This is a genomic window from Winogradskyella luteola (assembly GCF_019203985.1).
In the GTDB taxonomy this organism is placed as follows: domain Bacteria; phylum Bacteroidota; class Bacteroidia; order Flavobacteriales; family Flavobacteriaceae; genus Winogradskyella; species Winogradskyella luteola.
This window is the reverse complement of sequence record NZ_JAGSPD010000006.1, coordinates 78,195-94,435: the sequence shown is the minus strand read 5'-3', so window position 1 is coordinate 94,435 and position 16,241 is coordinate 78,195. Positions and strand designations below refer to the sequence as shown.

14 protein-coding genes, 1 tRNA gene and 1 pseudogene are annotated in these 16,241 nt (G+C 33.0%); 7 read left to right on the top strand and 9 right to left on the bottom strand.

All coding sequences use genetic code 11. The annotated features are described in order from the left end of the window. Positions 1–396: 396 nt before the first annotated feature. The 7 genes and pseudogenes from KCG49_RS08820 to KCG49_RS08795 all read right to left on the bottom strand — a co-directional run bounded on the left by KCG49_RS08820 (position 397) and on the right by KCG49_RS08795 (position 5,481). Positions 397–1,236: a mechanosensitive ion channel family protein gene (locus KCG49_RS08820; RefSeq protein ID WP_218545939.1), complete on the bottom strand. Its 840-nt coding sequence runs from the start codon at positions 1,234–1,236 to the stop codon at positions 397–399. Between the two features lie 227 nt (positions 1,237–1,463). After that, entirely contained in the window at positions 1,464–2,327 is an 864-nt protein-coding gene (locus KCG49_RS08815; protein ID WP_218545937.1) for a sigma-70 family RNA polymerase sigma factor, read from the bottom strand. A 1,065-nt stretch (positions 2,328–3,392) separates the two neighbouring features. Then, entirely contained in the window at positions 3,393–3,608 is a 216-nt protein-coding gene (locus tag KCG49_RS08810; protein ID WP_218545935.1) for a hypothetical protein, read from the bottom strand. Positions 3,609–3,650: 42 nt separating this feature from the next. Further along, positions 3,651–3,983: a cupin domain-containing protein gene (locus tag KCG49_RS08805; RefSeq protein ID WP_218545934.1), complete on the bottom strand. Its 333-nt coding sequence runs from the start codon at positions 3,981–3,983 to the stop codon at positions 3,651–3,653. Positions 3,984–4,215: 232 nt separating this feature from the next. After that, on the bottom strand, positions 4,216–4,776 hold the full coding sequence (locus KCG49_RS08800) for a helix-turn-helix domain-containing protein (protein ID WP_218545932.1): 561 nt from the start codon (positions 4,774–4,776) through the stop codon (positions 4,216–4,218). A gap of 174 nt (positions 4,777–4,950) precedes the next feature. Further along, positions 4,951–5,148, bottom strand: a pseudogene (locus tag KCG49_RS16580) (transposase-like zinc-binding domain-containing protein); the annotation flags it as partial. Positions 5,149–5,408: 260 nt separating this feature from the next. Beyond that, positions 5,409–5,481: transfer RNA gene (locus tag KCG49_RS08795), tRNA-Phe, on the bottom strand. 138 nt (positions 5,482–5,619) lie between these two features. Here KCG49_RS08795 and KCG49_RS08790 point away from each other — a divergent pair. The 7 genes from KCG49_RS08790 (at position 5,620) to KCG49_RS08760 (ending at position 13,386) form a co-directional block, all read left to right on the top strand. Continuing rightward, positions 5,620–6,348 carry a type III pantothenate kinase gene (locus tag KCG49_RS08790; RefSeq protein ID WP_218545930.1) on the top strand — a complete coding sequence of 243 codons (729 nt, stop codon included), beginning with the start codon at positions 5,620–5,622 and terminating at the stop codon, positions 6,346–6,348. Next, complete coding sequence (bamG, locus tag KCG49_RS08785; protein ID WP_218545929.1) at positions 6,348–7,670, top strand: BamG family beta-barrel-assembly machinery protein; 1,323 nt, start codon at positions 6,348–6,350, stop codon at positions 7,668–7,670. The genes KCG49_RS08790 and bamG overlap by 1 nt, the downstream gene beginning before the upstream one ends. Before the next feature lie 13 nt (positions 7,671–7,683). Next, positions 7,684–9,054, top strand: coding sequence for a tetratricopeptide repeat protein (locus tag KCG49_RS08780; RefSeq protein ID WP_218545927.1), 1,371 nt, complete (start codon positions 7,684–7,686; stop codon positions 9,052–9,054). Further along, positions 9,054–9,620 (top strand): LPS export ABC transporter periplasmic protein LptC, encoded by a 567-nt coding sequence (gene lptC, locus KCG49_RS08775; RefSeq protein WP_218545926.1) that lies wholly within the window; start codon positions 9,054–9,056, stop codon positions 9,618–9,620. Before KCG49_RS08780 ends, lptC begins: the two co-directional genes overlap by 1 nt. Before the next feature lie 38 nt (positions 9,621–9,658). Then, positions 9,659–9,850 carry a hypothetical protein gene (locus tag KCG49_RS08770; protein ID WP_218545924.1) on the top strand — a complete coding sequence of 64 codons (192 nt, stop codon included), beginning with the start codon at positions 9,659–9,661 and terminating at the stop codon, positions 9,848–9,850. A 3-nt stretch (positions 9,851–9,853) separates the two neighbouring features. Then, complete coding sequence (locus KCG49_RS08765; RefSeq protein WP_218545922.1) at positions 9,854–11,143, top strand: hemolysin family protein; 1,290 nt, start codon at positions 9,854–9,856, stop codon at positions 11,141–11,143. 95 nt (positions 11,144–11,238) lie between these two features. After that, on the top strand, positions 11,239–13,386 hold the full coding sequence (locus KCG49_RS08760; RefSeq protein ID WP_218545920.1) for a peptidylprolyl isomerase: 2,148 nt from the start codon (positions 11,239–11,241) through the stop codon (positions 13,384–13,386). 57 nt (positions 13,387–13,443) lie between these two features. Here the strand turns inward: KCG49_RS08760 and KCG49_RS08755 are convergent, their stop codons facing one another. Both KCG49_RS08755 and KCG49_RS08750 read right to left on the bottom strand, forming a co-directional pair. After that, entirely contained in the window at positions 13,444–14,757 is a 1,314-nt protein-coding gene (locus KCG49_RS08755) for a GYDIA family GHMP kinase (RefSeq protein ID WP_218545918.1), read from the bottom strand. A gap of 44 nt (positions 14,758–14,801) precedes the next feature. Further along, entirely contained in the window at positions 14,802–16,103 is a 1,302-nt protein-coding gene (locus tag KCG49_RS08750; protein WP_218545916.1) for a hydroxymethylglutaryl-CoA reductase, degradative, read from the bottom strand. Between the last annotated feature and the right edge of the window lie 138 nt (positions 16,104–16,241).

Below are 16,241 nucleotides of genomic sequence, written 5' to 3'. Positions count from 1 at the left end.
CTTAGAAATATAATGAATTGTTTTTATTGAAAACCAAAAAAACCAATTTGTTTGAATTAGGTTTTTTATGGTGGTGCCAAGGGGACAAAAATCGAACTATTTTAACCACTTTTGATAATAATTGTCCGGCTTTTTGTTGCAAGTCCATTTTCCAGGGAAGCTATTTTTATTACCATATTGTTTTAACTCTTGATGCCATCTCTATAAAGAGTGTAGGGAGATATCTAAATCTTTACAGGTTTGTTTTAGACTACCTTTTGTATAACTAAGCTCCACAGCTCTTAAATTCTGTGGTGTGAAAATTTTGTGCTTTTGACATTATTTCTTTTTTAAGTTTATAAATATATAAACTCGCTTCTTACTTTCCCTGTCGAATATAGCATGTCCATGCTTATTTTATTCGCTAATATTGGACTTGAGATGCAGATCCATTTGAGGAAATGCAATCACTATATTATTGTTAGTGAAATTCTTGTTGATTAATCTTCGAATGTCACTTTTCATTTTTCCAATTCTAAAAATGTTTGCACTAAAAAATAAAAGTTGGAAATCTAACGATGAGCTTCCAAAATTTAACAAACGAGCTTCGATCAATTTCTTATTGTGAATTTGGGGATGCTCAAAGGCACTTTTTTCTAAATTTTTAATGACAAAATCAACATCACTTCCATAAGCTACACCAACATTAATTTTAAAACGGGTTTTATGTGATTGATGACTCCAATTAATTACTTTACTGGTAGTAATCAAAGAATTTGGAATGATAATAGAAATATCATCCCTATTCATTGCTTTAGAAGTTCTTAAACCTATACTTTCAATTATAACTACATCATTATCAATTTCTAAAACATCTCCCACTTCTATAGAGCGTTCCGAAAGTAATATAATACCAGATATTACATCGTTAAATGTTTGCTGCAATCCTAAACCAATACCCACTAATAATGCGGCCGAACCTGCTATTAATAAAGTGACCTTAATACCAATGGATTCTAAGACTAATGCAATCGCAATAATCCATACAACATATTTAATGATTTTTAATAAGGCATAGGTGCTTCCAGTATCTATCTTGCTAGATTTATTTTTACGGAAAAATGCTTTTTTAAGTACCCAAAGTATGAATTTAGCCACAACAATAATTACTAAAATGCTAACTAATTGAGAAATTTTTAGTGTATAAGTCCGAAAAGTAAAGATTTCAGATTCTAAAATTTGATTTAATGTTTCCATTCTAATTCATTATTAACCAATCTATTTATCAGATTTAGTGCTTTGTTATAAGGTAGTTTAAATAATATATCTTTATTACGATTTCTAACTATTTCTACAGAATTAATACGAGACACCTGTAATAGTACTATAGACAACACCGAGTATAATTAATTGCTTGGTCACTGTCGACTTACGAACATTACTGCGGAATATTCTATCTGTGATTTATTTGCTAAATTAGGTGCTTATCCTAGATATTTTATAAGTATATCCGTCCTGCCTGAACGTTTAAGCCCCCGTATTGCTGATTCCCTTATTTGACGTATCCGTTCCGTAGACAGGCCAAATAATTGACTTATTTCGCTAAGTGTCATAGGGGCGTCAATGCCTATTCCGTAATGGAGTCTTATGACCTCGGCTTCTCTTTCTGAAAGTGTACTAAGAACCGTGTGCAAATCTATTCGCAGGGAATCTGACATCAAAGAAGTTTCAGGGGAAGGAAAGGTGTCAGATTTTATAAGTTCATGTCTATTGTAATTGCTATCCTCAAAGATAGGCTGATCCATAGAAATATGACTACTTGAACTTTCTATGCAGAGTTCGACTTCAGAAGCCGAAACACCTATTAGGCCGGCAATTTCATGATATGAAGGAGGGCGATTGTTTTCCTGTTCAAAATAGGCATTGACCTTTTTCACCTTGTTTAGGATATTTATTTTATTCAGGGGTAACCTAACCATCCTTGAATCTTGGGCTATGGACTGAGCAATAGATTGTCTTATCCACCAGACCGCATACGAGATGAATTTGAAACCTCTGGTTTCATCGAACCTTAATGCAGCCTTTAGCAGACCTATATTACCCTCGCATATTAGATCTGAAAGTGTAAGTCCCTGTTGCTGATATTGTTTGGCTACAGATATCACAAATCTTAGGTTTGCTTTTGTGAGCTTGTCTATTGCAAATTGATTTCCCTCCCTAATCTTGATCGCCAACTCCACTTCCTCCTCAGAGGATATCATATCTATCTTACTGATATCGTTTAGATACCTGTCCAAGGATTTATCGTCCCTATTGGTAATCCGTTTACTGATTTGAAGCTGTCTCATGATAATTTAATGTTTAGGTAATTATCCTTAAATAAATCAATTTTTGATTTTCCTTTATTTTTATGTTGTTCTACCTCAAACTTATCAATAGATTTTCACTTTTGTTTTAGGCCTTTTATCTCACGATTTCATTTTTTCTACCAATTTTATAGTTGTTATGGAATATGATTGATTTGAATTAAAAAAGAGCACTTCAATCTAGATAGTATTTAACCTTTGTTATATTATTACATCAACATTCACTGTACTAAACCTTTTTTTAACTCGTTCGGTAACAAATCTTACTTTGTCATTTTCATTGATATTATCAATTAAGCCTGATAAGTGCACAAGAACTTCCTCTTTCGTGCATCTACTGTGATAAATCCAAATCCTTTGGGTTTGGATTTGTTGAATAATTTTACATTACTTTCCATGATATGAAAAATTAAATTTTTACTTAATGAGTGCATTAATCAAGATAAACCTATGAAACAAATAATTCTGTACTGACCTGTACATTAACTTGTTAGTGATAAAATAGGAAGGAGACTAAAACAGGAAAAGAATAAAATATCTTTACTAAAAGCGATGTAACTAACAAGCGTAAAGTAATGTCTTTATGTTGGGACTAACTAATTTTTACTTAGTTATTTATTTATTGATAATCTTTAAAAAAAGTAATTATTACCCCTAAGGTTTTTGTTTCTGCCTCATCTAATAAATTTAAATGTAAGACAATTATTAAATAACGTTTTGGCTAGCCAAAGCATAAAATGATTTAAACACAGACTTTCCATTAAAGATCAATTGATCTTTTCTAATCATATATAGCATTTCTATACCCTATTTATAGTTCTCTTGACTGATTCAATATAGAATAGTGAGCTCATATCCTTTATTGGTTTGCGGCTCATTAGTACGGTAGCCCTAAGTCCACCATTCAATCGCTGGAAATGATCCACTTTTTATTTCTCAATTGCAGTAACGTTGTTTACTATTGAATTGTTTGCCATTTTTCACAGCAAAATTCTTAATTTTTTTACATTTCATATTTTTCTATCAACTAATTTGTACCGTTACCCATTACTTTTCATAGTCATTCATTTTTAAATTATTAGTTTTTAATTGATCGTCTATATACGGCATCAGTTCTCTATCAAAATAGACAAGTTCTTTTGCAGTAGGGTCTGCCTGAATATTACAATAATATATATTCCTAGCATATACTCTAACAATGAGCGGCACTGAAGGTCTAACTTTGGCGAACACAAAATCCCCAGCACTAAATCTATTTTCCATGATATTTTTTGTTATTATTTCTTTAAGAGTAAAGTGAATTATTTAATCAATTTTTATTGTAGTACAAATCATCTTGAATGGTTGGTTGGCTTCAATTGAACTGCTAATAGCCCTAGGAATAAGAATTGAATCCCCAGTTTGCATAAAGGTGGAATTGTTGTTAATAACCACTTCAGCTTTTCCTTCAATAATATAAATGAATCGAGAAAAAGTGGATTTTTTATATAACTGGACTTTGCCAAAATCAAAAGCAAAGGCCTGTATGACGCATGTGTTTTCAACAACTATGTTTTTTACTCCAATAGTATTGGAACTATAATTTAGTAAATCCGGTAAATTAAATGTAGTCGATTCTTCAAACTCACTATTTTTCATCCTTCAAAAGCTCTAATGTTTCCCTTTTTCTATTCTGAATACTTTTTTGCATTTCGCTTTAAAATTTTAGCGGCTTTTTTTTCTTTAGCTGTTTTGGCAGGAGGAGTTTTACCATTTTTTTTCTTGCCCTCTTTTTCTTTTGACATTGTTTTAAGTATTTAATTAACTGTGATTCAAGTTAATGTAAATGTCATTTATGGTGTTGTAAAAAAAACTAAATGAGTTACATATATCACAGATTTTCTAAATTATGCTTTCTTTTTTCGCCTATTTTTTTATAAAACGAAGGGGATTGTCCTGTTACTTTTTTGAATTGATTGGATAAATGGGCTACACTACTATAATTAAGTCTATAAGCTATTTCTGTAAGATTTAACTCGTCATATAGTATGAGTTCTTTGGCTTTTTCAATTTTATGCTTGATAATAAAATGCTGTATTGTTATGCCTTTGGTCTCGGAAAAGATGTTAGACAAATAGGTGTAATCATAATTCAACTTTTTGCTAATAAAATCTGAATAATTAGCTTTTGGAACTTCATCAGAATAGTGTATCATCTCAATTATGACATTTTTTATCTTATCTATAAGAATACTCTTTTTATCGTCTAATAATTCCAGACCCGATAGAGCTAAATTTGATTTCAGTCTTTGTTTTAGTTCATCAGTAATGTTCTCTTTTATTTCAATCATACCAAGCTCAATGCTTGTATAATGTAAGCCTAGTTTTTCTAGCTCATATTTTACCCTGAGTTTACATCTTAAGCTTACCATGTATTTTATATATAATTTCATTACGTTTCAACTTGTTTAACTATAATTTTAAAATTAAGCTTAATTTTTTGAAGATTGACTATCGGTTAAACTAATAATACACACAGAGCCATCTACTATATTTACCAATGCAATAACATTATATGCATATTGCTAATGTGATCGGACGTAGGCCAATATTGCTTTGAAATAATGAATGATTCGAGAAATACTTCTAATGCCACAACCTTCTTTTAATACGCTTTTAATTAAATCATTTGTATTACTCTCATAAGCTATATACAAATAGTTATTTTGAAAATAGCGCTTACAATCTTTACAATAATAACGTTGAAGATTATTTCTCTTTCCTTTTTTAATGATTTTGATTTGATGACAATATTTACATTTCATATTTGTAAAAATAATCAAGCACCATTTTACTACACGAAAGGATAGAGAATCCTTATTTGACGAACTGTAACTAACTTTCATCATTTCAAAGAACTAGAACAAGCTCTCAAAAGAGAGCTTATTACTTTTATAATATATTGATAATCAGCATGTAATTCACACTTTTTTTCTAAAGCATCAATTTACTACCGTAGATAGCACCCTGTAAAAACAAAAAACTCGTAATATCATCATTATGAATCTATTACGAGTTTTAAAGGTGGTGCCTCCAGGAATCGAACCAGGGACACAAGGATTTTCAGTCCTTTGCTCTACCAACTGAGCTAAGGCACCATGCTTAAATAAGCACACCTGCTCGACATAATAATTATTTTGTCATTCAGGCGGGTGCAAATATATATTCATTTTTATTATTCACAAAAAGAAACTTGTAAAATTTGATTTTATAAATTTGCCTTTTATTAAATGCTTATGAATCTTATAGTTGATGTTGGAAATACCTTTGTAAAATTTGCGGTTTTTAGGAATGATAAACTTATCCATAAAATAAGCTTTAAACTTTCAGAATTTAAAAAGCAATATAAATTACTTACAGGCAATTTTCCAAAGTTAAAGAATGCTGTCATTTCTTCCGTTGGCCGCTTATCAAAAAAAGATATTGAAATTATTGATAAGGACATGAAGGTGCTTCAACTGAACTACAAGATAAGACTACCTTTTAAAAATCTATATGAAACACCAAAAACATTGGGTGTGGATCGCATTGCATTAGTAAGCGCTTCTGTAAATCAGTTTCCTAACAATAATGTATTGATTATAGATGCTGGTAGTTGTATTACCTACGACTTTGTAACGGATAAAAATGAGTATCTTGGCGGTGCAATTTCTCCAGGAATAGAATTGCGCTATCAAGCACTCCATAATTTTACGGCTAATCTTCCGTTATTGGTAAAAGACCAACCTAAAACAATTATAGGCAACTCTACAGAATCATCCATTCATTCTGGTGTTATAATAGGTGTAATTAAAGAAATTGATGGTGTTATAGACCAATATATAGCAAAACATCAAGATTTAACAGTTATTTTAACAGGAGGCGATGCCAAATTTTTGTCAAACCAATTAAAAAATAGCATATTTGCGAATTCAAATTTTTTGTTAGAAGGTTTGAATTTTATACTAGATTTTAATTCAAAATAATGATAAAACGACTCATTGTAATTTGTATTACAATTATAGGTTCCACAGCTTTTGCGCAACAAGGAACTGCGTCTCCATATTCATTTTATGGTATTGGTAGCCTTAAATACAAAGGTACTGTGGAAAACCGTAGTATGGGAGGTATAGGTGTGTACATTGATAGCGTACATGTTAACCTTAGAAATCCTGCTGCATATGTAGGTAAAAATATTGATGCTGGTCCTTTTGATGGAGAAAGCAGGCCTGTAAAATTTACCGTAGCAGGTACCATGTCTGATGTTACGTTGAAGGGCGATTTTGGTGAAACCGAAACCAATACTTCTACATTCGATTATTTGGCATTGTCGGTTCCAGTTGGAAGATTTGGATTTGGGTTCGGTCTATTGCCTTATACATCTGTGGGCTACAAGTTAGATGACACTAACGACGATGATAATTTGGCCAATAGATTTAGTGGTGAAGGAGGTGTAAATAAAGTATTTGCAGGTTTTGGATATCAAATTTCTAACAAATTAAGTGCAGGGGTAGATATACAATACAACTTCGGAAACATACAAAACACAGCAATTGCTCTAGAATACAATTCTGAAGGAGAACTAGTGCAATACCAAACCAGAGAGTTTAACAGATCAGATTTGAGTGGTGTTAACTTTAATTTTGGGTTGGCATACAAAACAATGGTATCTGATAAATTAGAATTATCGGCAACTTTAGCTTATGCTCCAGAAACTAAACTAAATTCTGAAAACGAGCGCACGTTTTCTACAGTGTCTTTAGACCAGAATACATTCGATGTTATAAGAATATTTCAAACCGAAGAAGCCAATTTAGAGTCGCAAAATTTAGACAGAACCGAGTTAACGCTCCCATCGCGATTAGCTATTGGTGCTGGTATCGGTAAACCAAGATCTTGGTTTGTTGGTGCAGAATTTACAACTCAAAACACTAGCGAGTTTTCTAATCCAGTGTTCAACAATACTAATGCGTCTTACGAAAATGCTTCTCAAATAGCTATTGGAGGCTTCTATATCCCTAACTATAACGCCTTCTCTGGTTATCTAAAGCGCGTGGTCTATAGAGCAGGATTTAACTACGGAAATACAGGTTTGGTAATAAATGATGAGTCAATTAACGAGTTTGGCATATCTTTTGGTCTAGGTTTACCAGTTGGAGACCGAAATCTATTTTCTAATGCCAATTTTGGCTTTGAAATTGGAAAGCGAGGCACAACTAACCAAAATTTAGTTGAAGAGAATTTTATAAATTTTAACTTAAGTTTATCTTTGAACGCTAGATGGTTTAGACAAAGGAAGTATAACTAACATAAATAATAAGATGAAGACGAGAATTACGATACTATTATTAGCATTATTTGCAGGTTTTAACATCGGTTTTGCTCAGCAAGACGAAGAATGTATGAACAATCTGTCGATTTTTGATAGTTACGTTAAAAGCAAGAAATATGATGATGCTTATGAGCCATGGAAAATTGTAAGAAACAAGTGTCCAAAATTTAACAGAGCCATCTATGTTCATGGCGAGAAAATCTTGAAGCATAAAATTAAAAATTCCACTGGTGCAGATCAAATAGCACACGTTAACGATTTAATGTTGCTACATGACCAAAGTAGAGAGTATTTTGCTTCTAAATACGAACTTGGTGAAGTATTGGAAGATAAAGCTAACTTAGCGTATAAGTACAAAAAAGAGTTAGGTAAAACAAATGAGCAGCTTTATGGTATGTTTGAAGAAGCTTATCAAAAGGATGCTAAAAACTTTACCAATCCTCAAGCTTTGTATACCTATTTTTCTTTGGCAGTAGATATTTATGATGCTGGCGCAAAGACATCACAAGATGCTCAGAAGATGTTTGATAAGTATGATGATGTTATTGAGTTAATTGAAAGTATAGAAAAGTCCCATACTGAAGAACTCAACAAGTTAATTGAGAAAGAAGAGTCTGATACTGCTTTAACCAAGAAAGAATTACAGTACAAGGATTATTACCAAAAAAGCCTTGAGGCTCTAGAGAAAGTAACCACAAGTATGGATCGTAAGCTTGGTGATAGAGCTACATGCGAGGTTCTAGTACCATTGTACAAAAAAGACTTTGAGCAAAATAAAAATAACAGTGTATGGTTACAACGTGCCATGAACCGTATGTATGCCAAAGGTTGTAAAGACGATCCATTATTCTTACAGTTGGTAGAGCAGAAGAACAGTATAGAGCCAAGTGCTGATACAGCCTTGTATCTCTATCTATTAACTGGTGAGCAAAAGTATTTTGATCAATTTGTACAGTTAGAGAAAGATCCTTTGAAAAAAGCAAAGCAGTATAAGAAGTTAGCTAATGAATATAAAAGCAAAGGGAATTACAGTAAAGCAAGACAATATTATATGGAAGCTTTAAAACTAAACCCATCTGATGGTTCACCTCACCTAGCAATTGCAGCAATGTATGCTAAAAGTGCAAATAACTGCGGTGATACAAACTTTAACAAAAGAGCTGTATTTTGGTTGGCTGCAATCGAAGCAGAAAAAGCAGGTAGAGTAGATGGTCGTCTAAAGTCGGCAGCAGCAAAATCTGCAGCGAGTTATAGAGCTAGTGCGCCAAGTAAGGCAGATATCTTTAACTGTGGTTGCTCTGGTACAACAATTAAAATTGGTTGTTGGATTGGTCGCTCAGTTACGGTACCAAAAATTTAATGCAAGAACAATATTCACATATTATAAAAAACTTAGTCACAGCAATTGTTGTGACTTTGTTTTTTGCATGTGAAAATGATTTTAGAGACGTACAAAAAGTAGGTGTTCTTCAAAACCAACCTGTTGGTGAAGCTAAAGATATAGATTTAAAATACACTGAGTTTAAATTAGACACAGTACGTTTGTTGGCAAACCTTATCAGTTTAAAAATGTTAGATTACTCTAACAGAGAGTTTCCGTTTAGGGAGTTTCCAAATGGTATATTTTTAAAGATTTATGATGATGATAATAAGCTAACTACCATAACATCTAATTACGCCATCTTCTATACAGAAACAAATATTATTGATTTAAGGGGTAATGTCACCATTACAACCCACGAGCAAGAAACTTTAGTTACAGAACAATTGTATTACAATGAAAAACTGGAATGGCTTTTTACCAATAAATCTTGGGTGTTTAATCGTACTGTTGGCCCATTGCATGGTTTGGGGTTTGATTCTGACAAGGATTTTAAAAACTTTCAGATGTTAGAAATGGGTGGTGACTTTGAACTTGATAATTAACTATCTTTACACTTTTAATACAATTGATAAGCTAACCAATGAAAATCCTAAAATTCTTTCAGTACGCATACATATTTTTTGCAGCATTATTTCTATGGGATGCTATTTCTAATTGGTCTGTAAATAGAAGTAGGTCTTATATGTCATTGTTATTTACAGCTCTAGCCATATTTATGTTTTTCTTCAGGAAACGATTTGGTAAGAAGTTTGAGGACCGTAACAAAAAGTAAATTATGACTGTAGATATAGTTGTTATTATAACTACACTTATACTTTCAGCATTTTTTTCTGGTATGGAGATTGCCTATGTTTCTTCCAATAAAATCCATATAGAGCTCGAAAAAAAGCAAGATGATTTTTTAGGTAGAATCTTAGCCAAGTTAACCGCTAAACCTTCAAAATATATTGCTGCCATGCTTATAGGCAACAACATAGCCCTGGTTATTTATGGTCTTAAAATGGGTGATGTTTTAGTACATTGGTTTCAATCTCTATTGCCCTCAGACAGTACAACTTTAAGTTATTTGTTGGTCGATTTGCAATTATTGACTCAAACCGTAATTTCTACTTTGGTTATATTAATCACGGCAGAATTTCTTCCTAAAGTGTTTTTTCAGATTTACGCAAACACTTTACTCAAGGTATTAGCACTACCAACATACATATTCTATATACTGTTTTCTTGGATTTCTGATTTAGTACTTTGGATTTCTGATGCAGTTCTTAAATACATTTTTAAAGCCAAAGGTGAGGATGTGGCTTTGGCAATGACCAAGGTAGAGCTTGGCAACTACATTAGTGAACAGATGGAATCTGTAGAAAATCATGACGATGTAGATAGTGAAATTCAGATTTTTCAAAATGCACTCGAGTTTTCAGAAGTAAAAGCCAGAGAAGTTATGGTACCACGTACTGAAATTTCTGCTGTAGATATTTCAGAATCTATTGATAATCTTAGACAGTTATTTATTGAAACCGGACGGACAAAGATTATCGTTTATAAAGATAATATTGATGATATTCTAGGTTATGTGCACGCTTTTGAGCTCTTTAAGAAGCCCAAAACGATTGAGTCTATCATTATTCCTGTAAGTTTTGTGCCAGAAACCATTCTCATAAAGGATGTGCTCAATATTTTAACAAAAAAGCGACAGAGCATAGCTATTGTTATAGATGAGTATGGTGGAACGTCTGGTATAATGACGGTTGAAGACATTATAGAAGAACTATTCGGTGAGATTGAAGATGAGCACGATACACTAGAAATGATAGAAGAACAACTCAACGAAAACACCTATAAATTTTCAGCAAGGCTAGAAGTCGATTATCTCAATGAAACCTACAAATTAAACCTTCCCGAGAGTGAAAATTATGAAACATTAGGGGGTTTAATTGTTAATGCAACGGAAGAAATTCCTCAAGAAAATGATAATGTACAGATCGATAATTTTAAGTTTACTATCGAAGAAGTCTCATCCACAAAAATAAACATAGTACTTCTAAAAATTCTAGAAATCGATTAATACGTCCTAACCGCTTATAAAAAGCAAACATCTCCTTTTATAATTTACTAGAAAATACTATTTTCGCAGACTTATTTATACGAAAAAAATAAACTATGGCAGTTTTAAATAAAATTAGACAACGTTCACTGGTATTAATTATAGTTATTGCAATGGCATTGTTTGCCTTTGTAATTGGTGACTTGTTTAGAAATTCTGATGCACTTACTGGTGCGGTTCAAGATGTTATCGCAACCGTAAATGGTAAAGATATCAATAGAACTGAGTTTCAACAAAAGGTAAAAAACTATCAAGACAGAGCTGGAGGAAGAGTATCTAACACCCAAGCAATGAATACGATTTACAACCAAGAGCTTCGTAAAATTATTTTGCAAAACGAATTTGACGAATTAGGCTTATCTGTTGAGAAAGATGAAATGCGCGATTTACTCAAAAATAGTTTTTCCTCATATCCAGATTTTCAAGATGAAAACGGAAACTTTGATGTTAACCGATTAAATGCTTTTATCGCTAACTTAAAAGATCTTAAGGGAGAAGCAGCGCCATTGGGTAATCTTATGGTTAATTACGAAAGTTGGGCGAATAATGAGCAGTCTATTGCGGCTAATGCAGTTCAGCAATCATATTACAACATGATTAAAGCTGGTATAAGCACAACAATAGCAGAGGCAGAAGATGAGTATTTGGCAGATGCAAAAACTGTAGATATTCGTTTTGTACAAGTACCTTATACAACGATTGCTGATAGTTTAGTAGAAGTCTCTAAGTCTGACGTTAAGGCATACATGAAAGATCATAAAGAAAAGTTTAAGGCAGACGCTAATAGAGAGGTAGTTTATGTAGAGTTTAAAGAAGAAGCTTCTAAAGCCGATGAAGATGCTATTAAGAATGCATTATTAAAGTTAAAAAGTGATCAAACAGAATATAATGATAGTAGTGGAAACTATGATACTATCCCAGGATTTGATTCTGTTGTTAATATGGAAGAATTTGTTAACTCTACTTCTGATGTAAAGTACAATGATTCCTTTTTAAGAGCTGCAGAATTATCAACCGTGGCAAAAGATAGTTTAATGGCATTGCAGGTAGGTGAATATTACGGGCCTTATAAAGATGGTGAATATTTTAAGCTATCTAAAGTTATTGCTACCAAGCAAATGGCAGATTCGGTAAATGTAAGACACATATTAATTCCTTATGTTGGTGGACAAAGAGCTGATGCATCTATTACAAAAACACCAGAAGAAGCAAAGAAAACTGCAGATAGCATCTTAGCAAAGATAAAAAGTGGCACCAAGTTTATGGATTTATTAGACTTATCTTCTGACAAGGTAAGTAATGAAAATGACGGTGAAATTGAATTTGCATACAATGCTAGTATGGCACCAGAGTTTAAGGCATTTGCTTTTGATAATAAAGAAGGAGATATCGACGTTGTAGGTACATCTTTTGGTTACCATATCATTGAGATATTAGAGCAGAAGAGTTTTAATGATGCGGTTAAAGTTGCAACTATAGCAAGAAAGATAGAGCCATCGGATCAAACACTTCAAGATGTTTTTAATAAGGTATCTAAGTTTGAAATTGCAGCCAAGGATGGCGATTTTAATGAATTGGCTAAAGAGCGTGAATTAACCGTTAAACCAATTACGTTTAAGGAATTGGACGAAAATATACCAGGTATAGGAAGCCAAAGACAAGTTGTGCGTTGGGCTTTCGAAGACGATACAGATATTGGAGATTACAAAAGATTCCCAATTTCAGGTTTCGGATTTATAGTGGCTAAACTTGTAGAAAAGAATGAAGAAGGTTTAATGAATGTTGAAGATGCTTCTGTAATCGCTGCCCCAGAAATTAGAAAAGAGAAAAAGGCCAAGTTGATTCGTAATAAAATGACAGGAACGACTATTGATGAAATTTCTAAAAATCAAGGGCAAAGCATAAAAACAGCAGCAGCAGTAACAATGAAAAATACAACACTTGCTGGAGCCGGTGTTGAACCTAAAGTGGTTGGTGCAGCGTTTGGATTAGAGCAAGGTAAAGTATCTCAACCAATAGATGGCGAAAAAGGAGTTTATGTTGTAGAAGTTACCAAAATAACTGAAGCTACTAAACTAGATAACTACACGTCTATAATGAACAGGCTTAATACTACACGTAGAAATACAGTTCAAAATAAAGTATATCAAGCTTTAGAAGAAGCAGCCGATATTGAAGATAATAGAGCTAAGACGGTTTACTAATTGTTGTAGTACAAGATTAAAGAGAAGGCTTTACATAAATTGTAAAGCCTTTTTGTTTCATCTCAAAACCATTTCATCATAAGGGATAATAGTATCGAATCCTTTAGACTTAAAATAATGTTTAGGATTTGATTCTGAAGTCACTAAAATAAAATCTCCTCCCCAAGCACCAAGACTTTTTATACTACCATTGTAGTCTTTGAAAAGTCGAAATTTTATGGTGTCTTGCTTAATAAGTCTAGCAATAATAGTCTCATGCTTGTTGATAAGCGTTTCAAATTCTGAAAGTGATTCACATAGTACTATAGCCTCAGTAATTGCATTCACTTCTTCGATTATGGTTCTGTCAATTTTTGCGTTCTTTCTATAAGAAGCAATACCATCTCTACTGTTTTGCTTCTGGTTGAGGTACACAAAATATAAATTGTCTTTAAAACGAGGATTAAAAAATGCGGGTTCAACGAGCCTTTGTTTTTTATCAATAATACGATAAGTTATAGGCCTTTGAGTTTGGGCACATGCAATATCATAACCACTACCACCAAATGTTTTGTGTAGAAGCTGATAAGCATTAACTTCTGCCCAATCAGCAATGTTATTAATCAATGTAGAAGATGTTCCTAAGCCCCATTTTCTGTTGAAATCTTGATGAGTTGTAACATTATAACCTTGATTGTCACTTAAAAATTCAGAATTTAATTCTTGCGCAACTTTAAGTATTTCCAATAGACGAACAGATACCTGATTGTCATTCTGAACTCTTATACTGGGCTTAGTCGAAGTATGTTTTTGAATCTCATTGTCTTTTAAGGCAAACTCATGCTCAAACCAAACGTTACCTTTCTCGTCAAAACTTTTCCAAATAATAGTCTTAGTATCATTAGGTTCAACAGTTAAGCTTTGACCATATTTTGTTGGTATGGCTAATGCTTTTGCGCCATCCAAAACCACATACTCACCCGTTAGTATGAGCTTGCCATTACTTCTGTATGTTTTAGAGTTTTTATTCTCTATTTGGTTTTCGATGGCTGAGCGTAGTCGGTTTTCGTTGGCTGAGCGTAGTCGAAGCCACAATTTGTAATGACTATCATTCTTGCATTCTGATAGGCTTTTTAATGATTCAAAATTATTATTGATTAGAGCTTCTTTTTTAGCTCTGCTCCAACCTTGAATTTGTTTTTCTCTACGAAATGCATCATCAATTCTTTGAAATTCTTCAAAATATACCAATTCAACGGGCAATCTTTTTTTGGTGTGGTTAGATCCTTTTCCATCATTATGCTGTGCAATACGTTTTTCAATATCGATTGTACTTCCTGTGTAATATGTGCCATCGCTGCACTCAAGTATGTAAACGTAACCTTTGGACATATTTAATTCATGGGGCTTCGACTACGCTCAGCCACCAGTATGGGTTAATTTATTCTAATATTATTTATAGCCTCAGCCACAGCACTATGCGTCACAACATTGGTTTTAAAGTATTCAATAAGGTGTGTTTTTTCTTCGGGTGTGGCTTCAAACTGATTTAAAATATTCATCAGGTGCATTTTCATATGCCCTTCTTGTATACCAGTGGTTGTCAATGATTTTAAAGCTGCAAAATTTTGAGCCAAACCAGCAACAGCAACAATTTGCATTAGGTCTTTTGCAGAAGGTTTTTCTAGCATTTCAAGAGAAAACTTTACTAATGGATGCAGGCTTGTTAAGCCACCAACAGTTCCCAGTGCTAGAGGAATTTCAATCCAAAATTTAAAAATTCCATCATTTATAGAACAATGTGTTAAGCTCGAATATCTACCGTTTCGGGAAGCAAAAGCGTGCACGCCAGCTTCAACAGCCCTAAAATCATTTCCTGTGGCCAAAACAACAGCGTCAATACCATTCATTATCCCTTTGTTATGGGTTACTGCTCTGTAAGGCTCAATTTCAGCGATATTAACGGCTTGCTTAAATTTATCTGCAAACAATTTAGGGTTAGCAATGTCTTTACTTTTTAGTTCTGAAATAGGACAAGAAACTTCAGCCCTGACCAAACAATTAGGTACATAGTTAGAGAGAATACTCATCACTATATCTAAATCACCTTTAAGCTTGGTTGCCTCATTTTTAAATGTTTTTGCAAATTGCTCTAGGCAAGAATTGATAAAATTTGCGCCCATCGCATCAAGCGTTTCAAACGTGGCATGTAACTGATAGTAATTGTCTAAATCTTTAGATTTGTCTTTCAGTTCAATATCTAAAATACCGCCTCCTCTGCGTTTCATATTCTTGGTAATATCGGAAGTAGAAGCGATTAACTTAGGTTTTACAGTCTCGAAAAACGTTTTGAGACTTTCAAAATCACTATTATAAGTAAAATGGACTTGACCTATTTTTTCTGTTGAGATCACTTCAGCTTTAAAACCACCTCTATCCATCCAGAATTTTGCAGCCTTACTTGCTGCTGCAACAACTGAACTTTCCTCAATTGCCATTGGAATAGTGTAAAGCTTATTGTTTATAAGAAAATTAGGTGCTATTCCTAAAGGCAGATAATAATTGGTTATGGTATTTTCAATAAATTCATCATGAAGTTTCTGAAGCTTTTCGTCAGAATTCCAATACTGCTTTACCAATGTTCTTGCGGCTTCTTTGTCAGAAAAATAAGTATCTAGGAGCCACTCGATCTTTTCGGGTTTTGTAAGCTTTGAAAAGCCAGAAATTGCGTTTGGCATAGGGTAATGATTTTGAAAAAGCAAAGATACTTAGAATGGCATAAAATGTGTGCATTATATAGCATTATTGCCGATTTACTGTTAATAATGCCTATTTTTTGCATAATTTTTAGTAAACTTGGCATGCCTATAATGAAA

Coding starts and splice junctions, on each gene's coding strand:
- KCG49_RS08820 (WP_218545939.1), bottom strand. CDS start 1,236: ATGGAAACATTAAATCAAATTTTAGAATCTGAAATCTTTACTTTTCGG.
- KCG49_RS08815 (WP_218545937.1), bottom strand. CDS start 2,327: ATGAGACAGCTTCAAATCAGTAAACGGATTACCAATAGGGACGATAAA.
- KCG49_RS08810 (WP_218545935.1), bottom strand. CDS start 3,608: ATGGAAAATAGATTTAGTGCTGGGGATTTTGTGTTCGCCAAAGTTAGA.
- KCG49_RS08805 (WP_218545934.1), bottom strand. CDS start 3,983: ATGAAAAATAGTGAGTTTGAAGAATCGACTACATTTAATTTACCGGAT.
- KCG49_RS08800 (WP_218545932.1), bottom strand. CDS start 4,776: ATGAAATTATATATAAAATACATGGTAAGCTTAAGATGTAAACTCAGG.
- KCG49_RS08790 (WP_218545930.1), top strand. CDS start 5,620: ATGAATCTTATAGTTGATGTTGGAAATACCTTTGTAAAATTTGCGGTT.
- bamG (WP_218545929.1), top strand. CDS start 6,348: ATGATAAAACGACTCATTGTAATTTGTATTACAATTATAGGTTCCACA.
- KCG49_RS08780 (WP_218545927.1), top strand. CDS start 7,684: ATGAAGACGAGAATTACGATACTATTATTAGCATTATTTGCAGGTTTT.
- lptC (WP_218545926.1), top strand. CDS start 9,054: ATGCAAGAACAATATTCACATATTATAAAAAACTTAGTCACAGCAATT.
- KCG49_RS08770 (WP_218545924.1), top strand. CDS start 9,659: ATGAAAATCCTAAAATTCTTTCAGTACGCATACATATTTTTTGCAGCA.
- KCG49_RS08765 (WP_218545922.1), top strand. CDS start 9,854: ATGACTGTAGATATAGTTGTTATTATAACTACACTTATACTTTCAGCA.
- KCG49_RS08760 (WP_218545920.1), top strand. CDS start 11,239: ATGGCAGTTTTAAATAAAATTAGACAACGTTCACTGGTATTAATTATA.
- KCG49_RS08755 (WP_218545918.1), bottom strand. CDS start 14,757: ATGTCCAAAGGTTACGTTTACATACTTGAGTGCAGCGATGGCACATAT.
- KCG49_RS08750 (WP_218545916.1), bottom strand. CDS start 16,103: ATGCCAAACGCAATTTCTGGCTTTTCAAAGCTTACAAAACCCGAAAAG.